Annotated in this window: 18 protein-coding genes, 1 tRNA gene and 1 riboswitch; of the genes, 10 read left to right on the top strand and 9 right to left on the bottom strand. The window is 72.0% G+C overall.

Annotated features, from left to right (window positions below; genetic code table 11):
* Positions 1–35: 35 nt before the first annotated feature.
* Both BJ979_RS00845 and BJ979_RS00850 read right to left on the bottom strand, forming a co-directional pair.
* Positions 36–521, bottom strand: coding sequence for a GNAT family N-acetyltransferase (locus BJ979_RS00845; protein ID WP_343046536.1), 486 nt, complete (start codon positions 519–521; stop codon positions 36–38).
* A gap of 83 nt (positions 522–604) precedes the next feature.
* Positions 605–689, bottom strand: a tRNA-Tyr gene (locus BJ979_RS00850).
* Between the two features lie 168 nt (positions 690–857).
* Here BJ979_RS00850 and BJ979_RS00855 point away from each other — a divergent pair.
* From BJ979_RS00855 to BJ979_RS17830, 7 genes are all read left to right on the top strand, one after another.
* Positions 858–1,349, top strand: coding sequence for a YajQ family cyclic di-GMP-binding protein (locus BJ979_RS00855; protein WP_179564287.1), 492 nt, complete (start codon positions 858–860; stop codon positions 1,347–1,349).
* A 144-nt stretch (positions 1,350–1,493) separates the two neighbouring features.
* A complete protein-coding gene (locus BJ979_RS00860; protein WP_179564289.1) occupies positions 1,494–2,441 on the top strand; it encodes an N-acetylglucosamine kinase in 948 nt (315 codons plus the stop codon).
* 382 nt (positions 2,442–2,823) lie between these two features.
* Positions 2,824–2,918: riboswitch (TPP riboswitch) on the top strand.
* Positions 2,910–3,752, top strand: coding sequence for a hydroxyethylthiazole kinase (gene thiM, locus BJ979_RS00865; protein WP_179564291.1), 843 nt, complete (start codon positions 2,910–2,912; stop codon positions 3,750–3,752). It overlaps the preceding riboswitch by 9 nt.
* The gene (gene thiE, locus BJ979_RS00870) at positions 3,749–4,399 is read left to right on the top strand and encodes a thiamine phosphate synthase (protein ID WP_179564293.1); all 651 of its coding nucleotides are present in this window, start codon (positions 3,749–3,751) and stop codon (positions 4,397–4,399) included. Before thiM ends, thiE begins: the two co-directional genes overlap by 4 nt.
* On the top strand, positions 4,396–5,952 hold the full coding sequence (locus BJ979_RS00875; protein ID WP_179564295.1) for a bifunctional hydroxymethylpyrimidine kinase/phosphomethylpyrimidine kinase: 1,557 nt from the start codon (positions 4,396–4,398) through the stop codon (positions 5,950–5,952). The genes thiE and BJ979_RS00875 overlap by 4 nt, the downstream gene beginning before the upstream one ends.
* Before the next feature lie 92 nt (positions 5,953–6,044).
* Positions 6,045–7,514, top strand: a complete 1,470-nt coding sequence (gene cls, locus BJ979_RS00880) for a cardiolipin synthase (RefSeq protein WP_179564297.1) — start codon at positions 6,045–6,047, stop codon at positions 7,512–7,514.
* An 8-nt stretch (positions 7,515–7,522) separates the two neighbouring features.
* Positions 7,523–7,648 carry a hypothetical protein gene (locus BJ979_RS17830; protein ID WP_281360901.1) on the top strand — a complete coding sequence of 42 codons (126 nt, stop codon included), beginning with the start codon at positions 7,523–7,525 and terminating at the stop codon, positions 7,646–7,648.
* 83 nt (positions 7,649–7,731) lie between these two features.
* Here BJ979_RS17830 and BJ979_RS00885 read toward each other — a convergent pair whose 3' ends face one another.
* Together BJ979_RS00885 and BJ979_RS00890 are read right to left on the bottom strand one after the other, a co-directional pair.
* Complete coding sequence (locus BJ979_RS00885; RefSeq protein ID WP_179564299.1) at positions 7,732–8,274, bottom strand: hypothetical protein; 543 nt, start codon at positions 8,272–8,274, stop codon at positions 7,732–7,734.
* Between the two features lie 139 nt (positions 8,275–8,413).
* Positions 8,414–8,653 carry a hypothetical protein gene (locus BJ979_RS00890; protein ID WP_218853404.1) on the bottom strand — a complete coding sequence of 80 codons (240 nt, stop codon included), beginning with the start codon at positions 8,651–8,653 and terminating at the stop codon, positions 8,414–8,416.
* A gap of 362 nt (positions 8,654–9,015) precedes the next feature.
* Between BJ979_RS00890 and BJ979_RS00895 the strand changes: the two genes are divergently transcribed.
* A complete protein-coding gene (locus tag BJ979_RS00895; protein WP_179564303.1) occupies positions 9,016–10,059 on the top strand; it encodes an endonuclease/exonuclease/phosphatase family protein in 1,044 nt (347 codons plus the stop codon).
* A 318-nt stretch (positions 10,060–10,377) separates the two neighbouring features.
* Here the strand turns inward: BJ979_RS00895 and BJ979_RS00900 are convergent, their stop codons facing one another.
* The 3 genes from BJ979_RS00900 to BJ979_RS00910 all read right to left on the bottom strand — a co-directional run bounded on the left by BJ979_RS00900 (position 10,378) and on the right by BJ979_RS00910 (position 13,679).
* Positions 10,378–11,733, bottom strand: coding sequence for an FAD-dependent oxidoreductase (locus BJ979_RS00900; protein WP_179564305.1), 1,356 nt, complete (start codon positions 11,731–11,733; stop codon positions 10,378–10,380).
* A gap of 52 nt (positions 11,734–11,785) precedes the next feature.
* Complete coding sequence (locus tag BJ979_RS00905) at positions 11,786–12,850, bottom strand: polyprenyl synthetase family protein (RefSeq protein ID WP_179564307.1); 1,065 nt, start codon at positions 12,848–12,850, stop codon at positions 11,786–11,788.
* A 67-nt stretch (positions 12,851–12,917) separates the two neighbouring features.
* Positions 12,918–13,679, bottom strand: a complete 762-nt coding sequence (locus BJ979_RS00910; RefSeq protein WP_343046537.1) for a class I SAM-dependent methyltransferase — start codon at positions 13,677–13,679, stop codon at positions 12,918–12,920.
* A 138-nt stretch (positions 13,680–13,817) separates the two neighbouring features.
* Here BJ979_RS00910 and BJ979_RS00915 point away from each other — a divergent pair, with 138 nt between their 5' ends.
* Entirely contained in the window at positions 13,818–15,053 is a 1,236-nt protein-coding gene (locus BJ979_RS00915) for an isochorismate synthase (RefSeq protein ID WP_343046538.1), read from the top strand.
* A gap of 36 nt (positions 15,054–15,089) precedes the next feature.
* Here BJ979_RS00915 and BJ979_RS00920 read toward each other — a convergent pair whose 3' ends face one another.
* Positions 15,090–15,929, bottom strand: coding sequence for a polyphosphate kinase 2 family protein (locus BJ979_RS00920; RefSeq protein ID WP_179564309.1), 840 nt, complete (start codon positions 15,927–15,929; stop codon positions 15,090–15,092).
* Between the two features lie 65 nt (positions 15,930–15,994).
* Between BJ979_RS00920 and BJ979_RS00925 the strand changes: the two genes are divergently transcribed.
* Complete coding sequence (locus tag BJ979_RS00925; RefSeq protein WP_179564311.1) at positions 15,995–16,192, top strand: hypothetical protein; 198 nt, start codon at positions 15,995–15,997, stop codon at positions 16,190–16,192.
* A gap of 530 nt (positions 16,193–16,722) precedes the next feature.
* Here BJ979_RS00925 and BJ979_RS00930 read toward each other — a convergent pair.
* Positions 16,723–17,223: a GNAT family N-acetyltransferase gene (locus BJ979_RS00930; protein ID WP_179564313.1), complete on the bottom strand. Its 501-nt coding sequence runs from the start codon at positions 17,221–17,223 to the stop codon at positions 16,723–16,725.
* Between the last annotated feature and the right edge of the window lie 200 nt (positions 17,224–17,423).

The raw sequence follows: 17,423 nt of genomic DNA on the forward strand, positions 1-17,423 counted from the left end.
TCGGCGGCGACGGCGCGTGGTCGGGTTTGCCGCGATCAGAGTTCGCGGGTCATGAAGATCGACAGCGGGTCGGGGCGGTAGTCGGCGAAGGGCCCGCAGTCGACGAAGCCCTCGCTCGCGTAGAGGCGGTGCGCGGGCACGAAGCTCTCGCCGGCGCCGGTCTCGAGCCACAGGCTGCGGGTGCCGCACGCCTGCGCCTCGGCGACGATGTGGCGCAGGATCGCGCGGCCGACGCCTGTTCCGCGGAAGTCGTCGGCGACCCGCATCGACTTGAGCTCGCCACGATCCTCGCTCCCATCGGCGCCGCCGAAGCGCTTGAGCGCGCCGATCCCCGCGATCCGCTCCCCTGACCAGGCCGACCAGACCGTCATGCCGGGAGCACGCAGCCCGTCGAGGTCGAGGGCGTGGATGCTCTCGGTCGGCGAGCCGTCATGCATCCCAGCCAGATGGAATTCGATCAGCTCACGCGTCGCGCCGCCGCTGAGGTCGTCGACACGGATCTCGAGGGGCACGCTGCTCACCCGCCCATCCTGGCCGCGCGCGCGTTTCGTGCGTGTGACACGCATCCGGAGACGACGAAGGCCCCGGCGAACCGGGGCCTTGCTGGTGGCGGGTGAGGGATTCGAACCCCCGAATGCAGTGCAGTCTGATTTACAGTCAGATCCCTTTGGCCGCTTGGGTAACCCGCCGAGGCGCTCCCGACCCGTGTCGTCACCGACCGAACGCGCTCGAACAGAATACTAGGTCGCGAGGGGTGCCGATGACCACGGCCGCGCACCCGTTCGAGGGCGGCGGCAGCAGCGGCAGCAGGGGCGGCGGCGAGGACGACATCCCCGGTCGGCTCTACCATGGGGCGCATGGCTGATTCCTCTTTCGACATCGTGAGCAAGGTCGACCACATGGAGGCCCAGAACGCGGTCGGGCAGGCGCAGAAGGAGATCGCGCAGCGCTACGACTTCAAGGGCGTCGGTGCGTCGATCGAGTGGTCGGGCGAGGAGAAGATCCTGCTCAAGGCGAGCGCCGAAGAGCGCGTGAAGGCCGTGCTCGAGGTTCTCGAGGCGAAGTTCATCAAGCGCGGCATCGGCATCCGCTCGCTCGACGAGGGCGACCCCTACGCGAGCGGCAAGGAGTACCGCATCGAGGTCGGGCTGAAGAACGGCATCTCGAGCGAGGATGCGAAGAAGATCTCGAAGATCATCCGCGACGAGGCGCCGAAGAGCGTCAAGAGCCAGATCCAGGGCGACGAACTGCGCGTGCAGTCGAAGAGCCGCGACGACCTCCAGTCGGTCATCGCGCTGCTCAAGGGCAAGGACCTCGACGTCGCCCTGCAGTTCGTCAACATGCGCTGACCCAGCGCACCCCGTCGTCGGAGGCGGGTGGATGTTCGCGGCCCGACCGCGCATCCACCCGCCTTCTGCGCGTTTCGGCCGAAAACAGTGCGCGTTTCGCGCAGAACATTGCCGAGCACACGACCCGACCGTGAGGCTGAGCCCATGGCGCGTTATCTCGGCATCGACGGCGGCGGCACGAAGACCGCGTTCCTGCTGATCGACGAGAACGGGGCGACGCTCGCGGAGTCACGCCAGCGCACCAGCTACTACTTCGGCTCGGAGCGCGGCATCGACCTCGTCGGCGACGTTCTCGCCGAGGGGCTCGCCGACATCACCGCGCAGAGCGGCATCGTGGCGGCCGACCTCGACTTCGTGTTCTACGCGATCCCCGGCTACGGCGAGGCGAGCGCCGACGTGCCCGTGCTCGACGCGATCCCCCGCCGCATCCTCGGGCATGACCGCGTGCGCTCGGGCAACGACATGATCAGCGGATGGGCCGGCTCACTCGGCGGCGCCGACGGCATCAACGTCGTCGCCGGCACCGGGTCGATCGCCTACGGCGAGCGCGCCGGCCGCGGGCACCGCGTCGGCGGCTGGAGCGAGCTCTTCGGCGACGAGGGCTCGGCCTACTGGATCGCGACCCGCGCGCTCGGCGCCTTCAGCCGCATGGCCGACGGGCGACTCCCCCGGGGTCCGTTGCACGAGCTCATGCGCGAACGCCTCGGCGTGACCGACGACCTGGATGCGATCGGCGTCGTCGTCGACGACTGGTCGGCTGAGCGCGGGCGCATCGCCGATCTGTCGAAGGTCGCGACCGCGGCGGCGGACGCCGGGGATGCGGCGGCACTGCGGATCCTGCACGACGCGCAGGGCGAACTGGTCGCACTGGTCACCGCGACCCGCGTCGGGCTGGAGGCGCCCGACGACGAGACGATCGCCGTGTCGTACTCGGGCGGGGTGTTCTCGGCTCCGGGATTCCTCGACGGCTTCGCGCAGCAGCTCGCGGCGACCGGAGTTCCGTTCGACCTGCGAGCCCCGCTGCACGACCCCTCGGTCGGCGCCGCCCTCTACGCGCGCAAGCTCGGGCTGGCGGCCGCGCAGCGGGGCTGACGCGCCCACGGCGCGCTCGCCGCGCCACGCCACGCCACGCCACGCACAGCGTCGGCTGAGCAGCGCGGCCGTGCACCATTCTGCGGCGCACGTTCACCACGGCCGACACTGTGCTGAACCGCTGACCGGTGAGGGCGCCCGCGCTCGCACCCGCACCCGTATCTCGCGTCCCGCATCGCGGGACACATCGGCGCGCACGTGCCGCGCGCGCTTCGCACCCGCGCTCGCCCACGCTCACGCCCGCGCTCACGCTCGCGCCCGCAGCCGCAGCCGCAGCCGCAGCCGCTCGCGCGACGACGCGACGCCCCGACCGACGTCAACGCGCGCGCCGCGCGACGCGCGCGTCCCAGCTTGTGTTCACCGCTGGCGCGCGGCTAGCGTCGCTCTCGACTCGGGGTGCCGCATCCGCGGCTGAGATCACACCCGCCGAACCTGCTCGAGGTCATTCTCGCGAAGGGATTGTCAGCGATGAACGCTGTTCTGTCATCGACCCTGCCGCCGCACGCGGCCCTGCTGGCGCTGCGTGAGCGCGCGCCGCTGGTGCAGTGCGTCACGAACGCCGTGGTCACGAACTTCACCGCCAACGTGCTGCTCGCGCTCGGCGCCGCGCCCGCGATGAGCGACCTGCCGGGCGAGGCGGGGGTGTTCGCGGGAGTCGCCGACGGCAGCCTGGTGAACCTCGGCACCCCGACGCCGGTGCAGGCCGACGGCGCCCGCGAGGTCGTCGCGGCGACCCGGCGCTGGGTGCTCGACCCGGTCGCGGTCGGCGCGCTGCCGGTGCGCACGGCGCTCGCGCACGAGCTGCTCGAGTCGCGGCCGGCGATCATCCGCGGCAACGCGTCCGAGGTCCTGTCGCTCGCCGGAGCCGGCGCGGGCGGGCGCGGGGTCGACTCGGTCGACGGTCCGGATGCGGCGCGCGCCGCCGCCATCCACCTCGCCCTCGCGACCGGCAGCGTCGTCGCGGTGTCGGGCGAGATCGACCTCGTCACCGACGGCCGCGAGATCGTGCGCGTGCCCGGCGGCGACGTGCTGCTGACGAAGGTGACGGGCGGCGGATGCTCACTGGGCGCGACGATGGCGGCCTTCCTGGGCGTGACGGATGCGCTGTCTGCTGCGGTCGCCGCGTCGCTCGTGCACGCGATCGCGGCCGAGCGCGCGGCTGCCCGGGCGACCGGGCCCGGATCGTTCGCGACGGCGTTCCTCGACGAGCTGGCGGCGCTCGAGCCGCGCGATCTCGAGCTGGCCGAGTCGAGGCTCGTGCGCACCGCGGCGGACGTGACCGCCGAGGTCGCGGCGGAGGTGACGCTGTGAGTGGGTGGGACCTGCGCCTGCAGCTCGTGACCGACGAGCGCGTCGAGCGGCAGCGACTGCTGCGCGCGGTCGGCGCCGCGGTCGACGCGGGCGCCGGCGTCGTGCAGCTGCGGGCCAAGGGCGCCAGCGCCCGCGAGCAGCTCGGCCTGCTCGGCGAGCTGGACGCGGTGATCGGCGGCCGCGCGGCCCTCATCGTGAACGACCGTCTCGACGTCGCCCTCGCCGGGCGGGATGCGGGGCTCCGCGTCGCCGGCGTGCACCTCGGCCAGAGCGACGTGCCGCCGACCACCGCGCGTCGACTGCTCGGGACGGAGGCCCTCGTCGGCTGGACCGCCGACACCGCCGATCACTTTGCCGCCGCGGCCGCCCTGCCCGCCGGCACGCTCGACTACCTGGGCGTGGGCGTCATCCACCCGACCGCGACGAAGCCGGGGCATCCGCCGGCACTCGGCGTCGAGGGCTTCCGCGCACTGGCCGCGGTCGCACCGCTACCCTGCGTCGCGATCGGCGGTGTGACCGAGGTGGATGCGGGCTCGCTCACCGCGGCGGGCGCGGCCGGGGTCGCGGTCGTGTCGCGCATCTGCGCCGCCGACGATCCGGCGAGCGCGGCGCGGGCGATCGCCGACGCGGTCGGGATCGAACGATGACCGCCGCCCCGGTCCACGCTGCCCCTGCCCCGTCCGCCCCGCGCGTGCTGAGCATCGCCGGAACCGACCCGACCGGCGGCGCCGGCATCCAGGCCGACCTGAAGACGATCGGCGCACTCGGCGGCTACGGCATGGCCGTCGTCACCGCGCTCGTCGCGCAGAACACGCGCGGAGTGCGCGGTGTTCACGTGCCCGACGTCGGCTTCCTGGTCGAGCAGCTGGATGCGGTCAGCGACGACGTCGCGATCGACGCCGTGAAGCTCGGGATGCTGCACTCGACCCCGCTGATCGACGCGGTGAGCGAGTGGCTGGGCCCGGTGCGTCCGCCGGTCGTCGTGCTCGACCCGGTCATGGTCGCGACGAGCGGCGACCGCCTGCTCGACGCCGCCGCGGAGCGGGCCGTGCGCGAGCTCTGCCGACAGGTCGACCTGATCACGCCGAACCTCGCCGAGCTCGCCGTGCTCGTGAGCACCGACAGCGCCCGCGTCGCCCGCGCCCGCACCTGGGCCGAGGCGGTCACGCAGGCGCGTCACCTCGCGACGACGACCGGCACGACCGTGCTGCTCAAGGGCGGCCACCTCGACGGCGAGGACTGCCCGGATGCGATCGTCACCGCATCCGCCGTCGGCGAGGTGCCCGGGCGACGGGTCGCGACGACGAACACGCACGGAACCGGATGCTCGCTCTCGTCGGCCATGGCGACGCTGGCGGCCGAGCAGCTGCGGCTCGCGCCCGGCACGGAGGTCGACTGGGTCGCGGCGCTGCGTGCGGCGAAGGACTGGCTGACCGGCGCGCTCGAACACGGAGCGGCGCTGCAGGTGGGCGAGGGCAACGGGCCGCTCGACCACTTCCACGCGACGCGCGCGGCGCTGCGGGCGGTTGCGGACGCGGACGCCGACATCGACGCCGATCCGCTCGACTGGGCCGCCCAGCAGTGGACCGCCACCGCCGCCCTGCGCGCCGAGGTCGACGCGCTCGACTTCCTCGTCGGGCTGCGCGACGGCACGCTCGACGAGCGCGCGTTCCGCTGGTACCTGGCGCAGGACGCGCTCTACCTGGGGCGGTACGCCCGCGTGCTGGCGCGCGCGAGCGCGCTGGCGCCGACCGCCGACGAGCAGGTGTTCTGGGCGCGCAGCGCCGCATCCGCGCTCGAGGAGGAGGCGTCGCTGCACCGCGCCCGCCTCGGCGACGACCCGGATGCGCACCCCGAGCCGAGCGCGACGACCCTCGCCTATGTGAATCACCTCGCGGCCTCGGCCGACTCCTACGGCGAGCTCGTCGCGGCCCTGCTGCCCTGCTTCTGGCTCTACAGCGACGTCGGCATCCGGCTCGCCGAGGCGAATCGCGAGGGGCATCCCTTCGGCGACTGGCTCGGCGCCTACGGTGATCCGACCTTCGCGGCGGCGACGGCCGAGGCGATCGCGATCGCCGACCGGGCCGCCGCCGCGACCGGGGCGGCGGAGCGCGGGCGGATGCGCACGGCCTTCGCCCGGTCGATGCAGCACGAGCGCGACTTCTTCGCCGTGCCGACGACCGCGGTCGGCGGCGCCTGACGTCGGGCGGGTCCCGGCGCCGGCACCGCCACGCGCTGGACGCGGCCTGGTGCCGCACCGGCCGTGTCCGAGCCGCCCTCTAGAGTTCAGTCATGCGCGAGGGTCTGGTCGGATGGATCACGCTGCTCGTGCTGATCGCGCTCATCCTCATCGACCTGGGGGCGCGCATCGCGGCGCTCGTCGTGATCCCGCGCAACCGCCGACCCCAGACGGCGATGGCCTGGCTGCTGGCGATCTCGCTGCTGCCGTACATCGGCATCCTGATCTTCCTGCTGTTCGGCTCGCACCGGCTGCCCCGCCGTCGCCGGCAGAAGCAGCGCGAGATCAACCAGTACATCGTCGAGCAGACCGAGGGCATCGAGAAGGTCACCGAGAGCGACCCCTGGCCGCCGTGGCTCGGGCCGATCGTCGAGCTCAACCGCACCCTCGGAGCGATGCCGCTGGTCGGCGGCAACCGGGCCGAGCTGTTCGACGACAACGCCCGCTCGCTCGCCGCGATGACGGAGGACATCGGGCGGGCGCGCCACCTCATCCACTGCGAGTTCTACATCCTCAGCCTCGACAGCACGACCGAGCCCTTCTTCCAGGCGCTCGAGGATGCGGTGGCACGCGGCGTGAAGGTGCGGGTGCTGCTCGACCACCTGGGCAACTTCAAGTACCCCGGGTTCGGCCGCACCAAGCGGCGCCTGACCGCGATGGGCGCCGACTGGCACCTCATGCTGCCCGTGCAGCCGCTCAAGGGGCACTGGCGCCGGCCCGACCTGCGCAACCACCGCAAGCTGCTCGTGATCGACGGCGAGATCGGCTGGACCGGCTCGCAGAACGTGATCGAGACCCCCTACCAAGTGCGCAAGAACCACCGCCGCGGCCTGCACTGGAAAGACTTCATGTCGCGCTTCGAAGGGCCGATCGTCGCCGGAATCGACGCGCTCTTCGTGACCGACTGGTACAGCGAGACGGATGTGCTGCTCGAGCGCGAGGCGGCCGACGCCCGCGACACGGTGCACGGCCCAATGGACTGCCAGGTCGTGCCGAGCGGACCCGGCTTCCCCGGCGAGAACAACCTGCGCCTGTTCAACTCGCTGCTCTACGCGGCGAAGCACAAGGCCATCGTCGTCAGCCCCTACTTCGTACCCGACGACTCCATGCTCTACGCCATCACGACCGCCGCGCAGTCGGGCGTCGAGGTGCAGCTGTTCGTGTCGGAGATCGGCGATCAGTTCTTCGTGTTCCACGCGCAGCGCAGCTACTACGAGGCGCTGCTGCGCGCGGGCGTGCGCATCTTCCTCTACGCCGCGCCGACCATCCTGCACGCCAAGCACATGACCATCGACGACGAGGTGTCGGTCATCGGCTCGAGCAACATGGACATGCGCTCGTTCACCCTCGACCTCGAGATCTCGGTCATGATCCGCGACCGCGACTACACGCAGCGCCTGCGCGCCGTCGAAGACGACTACCGCGCGCACAGCCGCGAGATCACCCTCGACGAGTGGATGGCGCGGCCGCTGCGCCACCGCGTGCTCGACAACTTCGCCCGCCTCACCGCGGCGCTGCAGTAGGCCTCGGCGTGACGATCCTGCTGCTGATCGCCGCCATCATCGCGTGCGCTCTCGTGTCGGTCGGCATCGGCGCGCTCACGACGGTGCTGGTGCGGATGCGGCGGCGGATGCTGGCGCGGCGCGGCATCCGCTGAGAGGTTCCCTGGGCCGGGCGACCCCTCAGCCAGCTGACCTCGGGTGGGCGAGGCGGGACGCGGGTCGGCGCGGGCCGATCGGGTCAGAAGAGCCCGGTGAGCATCCCGCCGATCGAGGCGTCGACGCTCGACTCGAACCACGCGGTTCCGATGAGCAGCAGCACCGCGACGACGGTCGAGGCGATCGCCCACGGCACCGGGGCGTAGGCGGTGCGATCGTGCTGCGAGCAGACCCGGCCGCGCAGCGCGAGGTAGAGGATCGGGCTCACGAGGGCGAGCGCCGAGGGAGCCGTTCCGACGAAGCCGCGCACCCGCAGCAGCGCCGCGTCACGGCTCGCGATCACGAACTGGGCGACGCAGGTGACCGCGATGCAGGCGAGCAGAAGCGGGATGCTCCACGGCACCATCGCCTGGGTCGCGACGATCGCGAGCACGGGGGCGAGCAGCGGCAGCAGCTCGAGGATGACGGCGTCGCGGGTGTCGGCGCGCGGGCGCAGCACGAGCGCCGGGCGGCGCAGCGGCGGGCGGCCGGGGATGCCGACGGGCGGGTCGTCGTCCTGACCCGCGGGTGCCGCAGCGGCGGCGCGCGCGGCGTCGTCAGGATGCGCTCCGAACTGCCAGGTCACGCGGTGACGCTACGCCGCGCATCCTCCGCGCTCGCGCCCCAGTAGGGGTGACGGCGCGGCAGCGCGAGCGGCGCTGCAGCGCGAGCGGCGCGGCTGACGCGGCTGCGGCGGGCAGCTCAGCCCGCCACCGGGGAACGACTCATCCGTCGCGCTCCGCCGTGAGCCGACGGCCGCGGCGGGCGATCGCACGCAGCCCGAGCCCGCCGATCGCCCCGATCACGAGGATGCCGCCGATCGACCCGACGGCGAGGATCGCCCCGATCGACCCGACGCTGAACAGCGAGCCGATGCTGCCGACGGAGCCGATCGATCCCGCCGACCCGATGCTGCCGATCGATCCCAGACTGCCGATCGATCCGATCGATCCGATGCTGCCCACCGATCCGATCGATCCGATCGACCCGATGCTCCCCGTCGAACCCATCGATCCCCTGTCGTCGGTCGTTCCGATCCGCTTCCGCGCGCGGCGGCCCGACGCGAGGGCACCACGGCCGAGACGAGCGGAGCGACGTCGCGAGGCGGTCATGCCGCCCATCCTGCGCCGCCTCAGGAGATGGCGCCAGCCATCCGCTGCCCGCGGTCCGCCCCGTCGCCCGTCGGCCGCGGACACTGCTGTGCACGGAAGCGGCTGAGCAACGCACCCGAGCCGCATTGTGCGTCCGCGACCCTGCTGAACCGCTTCCGTGCACAGCGCCCGAGCCTCCTCGCTTCACCGGAACCCGTCTGCCTAAGCTCGATTCGATGACCGCTCAGCCCGAGGCCTCCGCCGCAGCCGCGCCCGCGACCTCCGCCGTCCCTGCTGCAGCCGCCGCCCCGGCCGCCGCCGCTTCGGGCGCTCCGACCAGTGCCCCACCGCTGCGGGTCGCGACCGCGAATGTGCGCATCCCGGTCGACGAGGGCACGGCGTCGTGGGCAGCCCGCGGCGAGCTGCTCGCCCGGGTGCTGCGCGAGAGCGGTGCACACGTGATCGGCGTGCAGGAGCTGCGCAGCGGGCCCGCGCTCGACCTGCTGAGCTGGATGCCCGGCACGGCCTGGTTCGGGCGCGACCGCCACGGCGGCCACGACGACGAGCACGTCGGCCTGCTCTACCGCTCCGAGCGCGTCGAGCTTCTCGACGGCGGCGACTTCTGGCTGTCGGACACGCCGGATGCCCCCGGCAGCATCACCTGGGGCAACCTCTACCCGCGCATGGTGACCTGGGCGCGGTTCCGCGACAGTCTCGCCGCGGGCGACAGCGGCGCAGACCGCAGCGCCGACGGCAACCGCGGCGGCGCGACTCGCGATCCGGCGGAGTTCCTCGTCGCTGTCACGCACCTTCCCTACCGTGCCGAGGACGAGCCCGCGCGCCTCCGCTCGGCGCAGCTCATCGGCGAACGGCTGAGCGCGATTGCCGCGTCGCCCGCCGCGGCCGCCGCGGGCATCCCGATCGTGCTGCTCGGCGACATGAACGTGCAGCCCGACGGCGCGGTGCACGCCGCGCTGACGTCCGAGATCGGCTTCGAGGATGCGCGCCTCGCGCCCGCCCCGGCGACGCACGCCGGCCCTGACGGCACCTTCCACGGCTTCACCGGCGACGCCGAGCCGCCGACCGGCGAGGGTCGCATCGACTGGATCCTGCAGCGCGGCTTCACCGTCACCGCCACGGCGACCCTCGACGCCCACGCCGAGGCCGACTCCGGCCCCGCGGCCGGCACCATCTGGCCGAGCGACCATTTCCCCGTCGCCGCCGACCTCATCCGGTCCCGGTGCACCGCCGCAGTCGCCCTCCCGGTCGGTCGCCGCTGATCCGGTCCGCCTCCCATCGGCGCGGATACTGGCCCACACACCAGGCGACCCCTCCGGCGCACCTGCTCCGCCCGCTCGCCAGTATCCGCAGCCTTGACGGGGCGTCCTCCCGTCCGCGGATACTGGCCCACACACCAGGCGACCCCTCCGGCGCACCTGCCCCGCCCGCTCGCCAGTATCCGCAGCGTCGTCGGCCAGTATCCGACCCAGATCCGCGACGGCCTCGACGCCGATTCCCGACGACCGGGGACGGAAACAGGCCCGGCCGGCGCCGAAGCGCCGCACCGGGCCCGAGGTCACGTCAGTCGACGAACGGGGTCACTCCCCGCGCGAGATCTTCACCATCTCGTCGCGCGGCACGACCTTGATGCGGGCGCGCTCCTCGGGGGCGCCGAGCGCGATCTCGTGCTCGTCGAGGCGGTGCCAGCCGTCGAGGTCGGTGTACTGGATGCCGCGTGCGTCGAGCAGCTCGACGACGCTCTCCTCCGACGGCGACTCGGGGGTCCACCACGACGCCTGGTCGTTGACCAGGTGAGAGACGGTCTCCATCGCATCCGACTTGGTGTGACCGATGAGGCCGACGGGACCGCGCTTGATCCAGCCGGTGGCGTAGACGCCGGGCACGATCTCGTTGTGCTCGTCGAGCGCCTGACCCTCGTGGTTCGGGATCACGCCGCGCTCGGCGTCGAAGGGCACGCCGTCGAGCTCCGAGCCGAAGTAGCCGACAGCGCGGTAGAGCGCCTGGATGGGCACCTCGCGGATCTCGCCGGTTCCGCGCACGCCGCCCGCGCCGTCCGGCTCGGTGCGCTCGTACTTGAACGACGCGACGCGGCCGTCGGAGTCGGCGACGACCTCGAGCGGCTTCGCGAAGAAGTGCAGGTGCAGTCGGCGGGATGCCTGCCCGACCTCGCGCTGACGCCACTGCTTCAGCACCTTGTCGATGACCATGACCTGCTTGTTGGTCTTGAGCGCCGCCTCGGAGGCCTCGTCGTAGTCGAAGTCCTCCTCGTGCACGATCATGTCGACGTCGCGCAGCTCGCCGAGCTCGCGCAGCTCCAGCGGGGTGAACTTCACCTGCGTGGGTCCGCGGCGGCCGAAGACGTGCACGTCGGTGATCGGCGACTTCTTCAGACCCTCGTAGACGTTCGCGGGGATCTCGGTCGGCAGCAGGTCCTCGGGGTGCTTCGCGAGCATGCGCGCCACATCCAGCGCGACGTTGCCGTTGCCGATCACGGCCAGCGACTGCGCCTCGAGCGGCCACTCGCGCGGCACATCCGGGTGGCCGTCGAACCAGCTCACGAACTCGGCGGCGCCGTAGCTGCCCTCGGCGTCGATGCCGGGGATGTCGAGCGGCGCATCCTTGACGGCGCCGGTCGCGAAGATGACGGCGTTGTAGTGCTTCTTGAGGTCGTCGAGGGTGATGTCGACGCCGAAGCGCACGTTGCCGAAGATGCGGATGTCGCCGCGGTCGAGCACGTCGCGCAGCGCGTTGATGATGCCCTTGATGCGCGGGTGGTCGGGGGCGACGCCATAGCGCACCAGACCGTAGGGCGCCGGCAGGTGATCGAAGAGGTCGATCGACACGTCGAAGGCGCGCTCGTGCTTGAGCAGGATGTCGGAGGCGTAGATCCCGGCAGGGCCGGCGCCGACGACGGCGAGGCGGAGCTTGGGCACGGTGGTGTCTCTTCTCTGGGTGGGTCGGCGATAAGCGGATGCGGCGCGCAGCTCAGTTCGAGCGCGTCACCACCGCTTCGGCGAACTTCGTCAGGGCCTTCTTGACGGGCCCCTCGGGCAGGGGAGCGAGCGCGGCCACGGCGTCGTCGGCCCAGCGCTGCGCCTCGGCGCGGGTCTGGGCGGTGACGCGGTGGTCGCGCAGCTCCGCGATCGCCGCGGCGAAGGCGGCGCCGGCGGCGTCGCTCTCGTCGGCGGCGGACTGCTCGATGCGCGCGAGCAGCTCGGCCGATGCCGCATCCGTCTGCGCCTCGCGACGCAGGTAGAGCAGCGGCAGCGTGGACACGCCGGCGCGCAGGTCGGTGCCCGCGCTCTTGCCGGTCTGGCCCGTCTCGGCCGAGAGGTCGATGACGTCGTCGATCAGCTGGAACGCGACGCCGATGCGCTCGCCGAACTCGGTGACCGCCGGGCGGTACTCCTGAGGCGCTCCGCTGTGCAGCACGCCGATCTCGGCGGCGGCGGCGATGAGCGAGCCCGTCTTGTCGGCGAGCACCTGGATGTAGTGGGCCACCGCATCCTCGTCGCCCTGAGGTCCGACGGTCTCGTGCAGCTGGCCGAGGCAGAGGCGCTCGAAGGTCTGGGCCTGCAGCTTCACCGTCTCGGTGCCGAGCTCGGCGACGAGGGCGGCGGCGCGGGCGAAGAGCAGGTCGCCGGTGAGGATCGCGACCGAGTTGCCCCACACGGTCTGCGCGCTGGGTACGCCGCGGCGCAGGTCGGCGTCGTCCATGACGTCGTCGTGGTACAGCGAGGCGAGGTGCGTGATCTCGACGGCCTTCGCTCCGGTGAGCACGTCATCCGTCGTGCCCTCGCCGAGCTGCGCGGTGAGCAGAGCCAGGGTGGGGCGGATGCGCTTGCCGCCGGCCTCGAAGAGGTAGCGGCTGGTGGTGTCGGCGAGCGCGTCGGAGTAGCCGAACTGCTCGGCGAGGCCCTGCTCGACCTGCTCGAGGCCCTTCTCGATCGCGGTCGCGAAGCGGCGCTCCTCGGCCGACGAGAACAGCTTCTCGCCGAGGCCGAGCGACGCGCTCAGGCCGCGACGGCGGGCGACGGGCGTGGGGTTCACTTCAGGCCTTCGGTTGACTCGGGGCGCGACGCGGTCGCCCCGGCGGGGCGGCGCACGTCACGCACGATCATGATTCGGTGCCGGCGCGCTGTCGGCTCGCCCGGCGGCGCGCGGCGGAGGCGCGCACGGCCGGGTCGACGGGCTTGCGGCCGCGGTGCAGCGCGACGACGCCGCCCGTGAGGTTGCGGTAGGCGACGCGGGTGAAGCCGACGCCCCGGATCATCCCGCTGAGCGTGCCCTGGTCGGGCCACTCCTCGATCGACTCGCGGAGGTACAGGTAGGCCTCCGGGTTGGAGCTCGCGAGTCGCGCGATGGTCGGCGCGAACCGCTTCATGTAGATGTCGTAGCCGAGTCGCATGATGGCGAGCGGCGGCGTCGAGAACTCGCAGATCACGAGGCGGCCGCCGGGCTTGAGCACGCGGTACATCTCGGCGAGCGCGACCTCGGGGTGCTCGACGTTGCGCAGCCCGAAGCTGATCGTCACGGCGTCGAACTCGTCGTCGCCGAAGGGCAGCTTCGTCGCGTCGGCCTCGACGAACTCGATCTCGGGGTGGCGACGGCGCCCCTCCTCGATCATGCCGGGCGAGAAGTCGGCGGCGATGACGGTGGCGCCGGTGCGGGCGAAGCTGGCCGACGACGTGCCGGTGCCGGCGGCGATGTCGAGGATGCGCTCGCCCGGCTTCGGGTCGACGGCCTTCTGGGTGGCGACGCGCCACAGGGCGTCGTTGCCGAACGACATGAGCGCGTTGGTGCGGTCGTAGCCCTTGGCGACCTTCGAGAACATGCCCGACACCTCGTCGGGGTTCTTGCTCAGATCGGCTCGACTCACGATCGTCCATCCTACTTGGGCGCGCGACCCCGTATCTGGCCCCGTTGCCAGGGTGGACAGGGGTGCACGGACGTGCACCCTCGCTCGGGGGCGCGGGCGGCAGCGGTCCGGGCTGCGGCGCGGGCGTAGGCTCGGGGAGTGACCGATCCCGCGGTGTCTGTTCCTGCTCTCCGGGTCGAGACGACCCCGGTCGCCCAGTTCCCCTCGCTGCTGCCGCTGCTCGACGGCGTGAAGCCGCTCGTGTTCATCCGCCGCGGCGACGGCGTCGCCGGGCTGGGCGAAGCGCTGCGTCTGGAGTTCAGCGGGCCCGACCGCATCCGCGACGCCGCCGCGGCCTGGAAGCGCATCGTCGCCGCCGCGACCATCACCGACCCCGTGCGGCTCTCCGGCTCGGGCCTCATCGCCTTCGGCGCCTTCAGCTTCGCCGACGAGAGCGCGCGCACGAGCGTGCTGATCGTGCCCCGCGTCATCCTCGGCCGCCGCGACGGCGTCAGCTGGGTGACCCGCATCGACGGCGCAGCCGACACGGTCGGCGCGACCCCGCTCGGCGCCGAGTACCGGCTGCTGTTCAAGCCGGGCGCTCTCGGCCCCGACGCCTACCGCGACGCGGTCGCGACGGCCGTGCAGCGCATCCAGTCGGATGAGGGGCTCAGCAAGGCCGTCATCGCGCGCGACAAGGTGGGCCGCCTGCCCGAGGGCGCCGATCTGCGGCGGGTGCTGACCGAGCTGGCGCTCGGCTACCCCGACACCTGGACCTTCGCCGTCGACGGGCTGATCGGCTCGAGCCCCGAGACCCTCGTGCGCGTCAAGCGCGGCACCGTGAGCGCGCGCGTGCTCGCCGGCAGCGTCGGACGCGGGGCGGACGCCGAGAGCGACCACGCCGCGGCCCTCGCCCTCGCGACCTCGCAGAAAGACCTCGACGAGCACCGCTTCGCCGTGCAGAGCGTGCTCGACTCGCTGCGACCGCACACGCCGTCGCTCGTCGCGAGCGAGCTGCCGTTCACCCTGAAGCTGCCGAACCTGTGGCACCTCGCGAGCGACGTCGAGGGCACCCTCGCTGATGGCTCGACCGCCCTCGACCTGGTGTGCGAGCTGCATCCGACCGCCGCCGTCGCGGGAACCCCGCGCGAGGCCGCGCTGGCCGAGATCGGCTCGCTGGAGCCGTTCGACCGGCAGCGCTGGGGCGGACCGGTCGGCTGGGTCAACGCCGACGGCGACGGCAAGTGGGCGATCGCGCTGCGCTCGGCCGAGATCGCCGCCGACCGCACGATCACGGCCTACGCGGGCGCCGGCATCGTCGCGGAGAGCGACCCCGAGCGCGAGCTCGCCGAGACGACGCTGAAGTTCCGTCCGATCGTCGAGGCCTTCGGCTGATCAGCCTCTCCGGGCGAGACGCGCCCTCGGTGCGTCTCAGCTCGCGGCGAGGCGCGCCTTCTCGGCCTCGACGTCGTAGTCGGCGGTCGGCCAGTCGAGGTCGAGCTTCTCGAGCGCCTCGATCAGCAGCGTCTGCACGGCCAGTCGCGCGAACCACTTGTGGTCGGCGGGGATGACGTACCAGGGCGCGGTGTCGGCATCCGTGCGGTCGAGGGCGATCTGGTACGCCTCCATGTACTGCGGCCAGAAGGCCCGCTCGTCGAGGTCGCCGGGGTTGAACTTCCAGTGCTTCGCCGGGTCGGCGAGCCGGTCGGTCAGGCGCTGCTTCTGCTCGTCGGCGCTGATGTGCAGCATGACCTTGATGACGGTGGTGCCGGCATCCACCAGCTCCTGCTCGAAGTCGCGGATGATGCCGTAGCGCTCTTCGATGACCTCGGGCGTCGAGAATCCGCGCACCCGGTGGATGAGCACGTCCTCGTAGTGCGAGCGGTCGAAGACGCCGATGCGGCCCGCCTTCGGCAGCACCTTGCGGATGCGCCAGAGGAAGTCGTGCGCCTTCTCCTCATCGGTGGGCGACTTGAAGGCGTGCAGCGCGACGCCCTGCGGGTCGACGGCGCCGACGACGTGACTGACGATGCCGCCCTTGCCGGCGGTGTCCATGGCCTGCAGCACGAGCAGCACGCTGCGGGTGCCGTCGGCCGTCGACTCGGCGAAGAGCTTCTCCTGCAGCTCGGCGAGGCGGGTCTCCCCCGCCGCCAGGGCCTCGCGGCCCTTCTTCTTGCCGCCGTCGAAGCCGGGCGTCGAGCTCGTGTCGATCGCCGACAGATCGAGCGGGTGGGATGCGCGCAGCAGCTGGGTGTCGAGCTCAGACGTCATGCCGTCACGGTAGCGGCGTCCTCCCGCATCGCCTAGATGTCAGTGGTCGTTCATACCATCTGAGAATGAGTTTCGATCAAATAGCGGGCGCCGCCATAGCCGCGCTCCTCGTAGCATCGGCGATCGCATTCCTCCGCCTGGCTGCCGCCAAGATCGCCGAGGCTGCTTGGACGTTGATTGCACTACTTGCGCGCGGAATCTGGTGGCTGCTCATCGGGTGGTGGTGGGCAAAGCTTCGGTACTTCGTCACCGGATCCTGGTGAAGTGAACGACAAGTTCGCGCTTGCGCTCGCCGTGATCGGGGCTCTGCTGGCGGCAATCTCACTGGGTTGGCAGATCGCGACCTGGCACCTGGACGGCAGGCGGGTCCGCTTGCGCCTCTTGCACGGAGCAAGGGACCATTCGGCGACACTGCACGGGGCAGTCAAGCGTGACCGTCAGCCGATCGACCTCAGTCGGGCGATAGTTCCCGGGTTCAACGGACGCGAGGTCGTCGGTGTATCGGTGACGAATGTCGGTCGTGCGCCGGTTCGAATCGACGCCTACTCGGTCCACGTGGAAGGAGCGCCGGTCGCCCTCACGTTCAATGCCTCACGCGCTCTCGGACCCGATTTGCCTATGAGGATCCCACCTGGGGAATCCGAATCGTGGTTTGCCTTTACGTCGGACCTCCGTCCGCTGATGACCACGTCGAAACGCTCACGACGTCGCGACACTCGCCGCGTCTGGCTTTCAGTCGAGCTTGGAACTGGAGATTCGAAGACGACGAGGTGCTCGATCGAGCTAGCCGCGCTCAGATCCGCTTGACCATCTCGATCTCCTTCGCGCTCGGGTCGAAGGGGTAGGGGCGGGTGCGGCCGGTGGGCACCCATCCGCGCTGCTCGTAGTAGCGGCGGGCGCGGCGGTTGCCGTCGTGCACCTCGAGCACGAGGGTGTCGGCGCGCTGGCGGGCCCAGTCCTCGCAGGCGGCGAGCAGCGCATCCGTCACACCGCGCCCGCGGCCGCGCTCGCGCGGGGTGACGTAGACGGCGACGAGGAAGGGCAGCTTGCCGCCGGCGGGCACGTAGACGCCCATCGTGCCGACCCAGCGGCCGTCGAGAATGGCGGCGTAGGTGACGGCGTTCAGGCCGCTGGAGCCGCGGGCGGCGCGCATCCGCCACTCCTCCTCGCTGCGACGCTCGGCCGCCTCGAGGTGCTCTTCGAAGGCGATGGGGGTGTCGGCGAGCATCTCGAGTCGCAGATCGCGCACCTCAGACCAGTCGTCCTCCACGGTCGGACGGATCTCGAGCGCCATGCCCCGAACCTATCGCGCGCCTCGGATGCGGCCGGGCGGGCGCCGAGGGCTCACGGCCCGCGCAAGGGGAAGCCCCTCTCCGCGGCCCGAAACGCACGCGGGGAGGGGCTTCCTGCGGCTCCGCATCACACCGAATAGATGCGGAGCCGGTTGCGGGCGGCCGGTCTGGGGACGATCCGTCCGGCCCGCGGTCTGGGTCC

Source organism: Schumannella luteola (genome assembly GCF_013408685.1).
Lineage (GTDB): Bacteria > Actinomycetota > Actinomycetes > Actinomycetales > Microbacteriaceae > Schumannella > Schumannella luteola.

What these genes read in the sequence shown, in the direction of transcription:
- BJ979_RS00855 (WP_179564287.1), top strand. Translation starts at nt 858, where the DNA reads ATGGCTGATTCCTCTTTCGACATCGTGAGCAAGGTCGACCACATGGAG.
- BJ979_RS00860 (WP_179564289.1), top strand. Translation starts at nt 1,494, where the DNA reads ATGGCGCGTTATCTCGGCATCGACGGCGGCGGCACGAAGACCGCGTTC.
- thiM (WP_179564291.1), top strand. Translation starts at nt 2,910, where the DNA reads ATGAACGCTGTTCTGTCATCGACCCTGCCGCCGCACGCGGCCCTGCTG.
- BJ979_RS00875 (WP_179564295.1), top strand. Translation starts at nt 4,396, where the DNA reads ATGACCGCCGCCCCGGTCCACGCTGCCCCTGCCCCGTCCGCCCCGCGC.
- cls (WP_179564297.1), top strand. Translation starts at nt 6,045, where the DNA reads ATGCGCGAGGGTCTGGTCGGATGGATCACGCTGCTCGTGCTGATCGCG.
- BJ979_RS00895 (WP_179564303.1), top strand. Translation starts at nt 9,016, where the DNA reads ATGACCGCTCAGCCCGAGGCCTCCGCCGCAGCCGCGCCCGCGACCTCC.
- BJ979_RS00920 (WP_179564309.1), bottom strand. Translation starts at nt 15,929, where the DNA reads ATGACGTCTGAGCTCGACACCCAGCTGCTGCGCGCATCCCACCCGCTC.
- BJ979_RS00925 (WP_179564311.1), top strand. Translation starts at nt 15,995, where the DNA reads ATGAGTTTCGATCAAATAGCGGGCGCCGCCATAGCCGCGCTCCTCGTA.
- BJ979_RS00930 (WP_179564313.1), bottom strand. Translation starts at nt 17,223, where the DNA reads ATGGCGCTCGAGATCCGTCCGACCGTGGAGGACGACTGGTCTGAGGTG.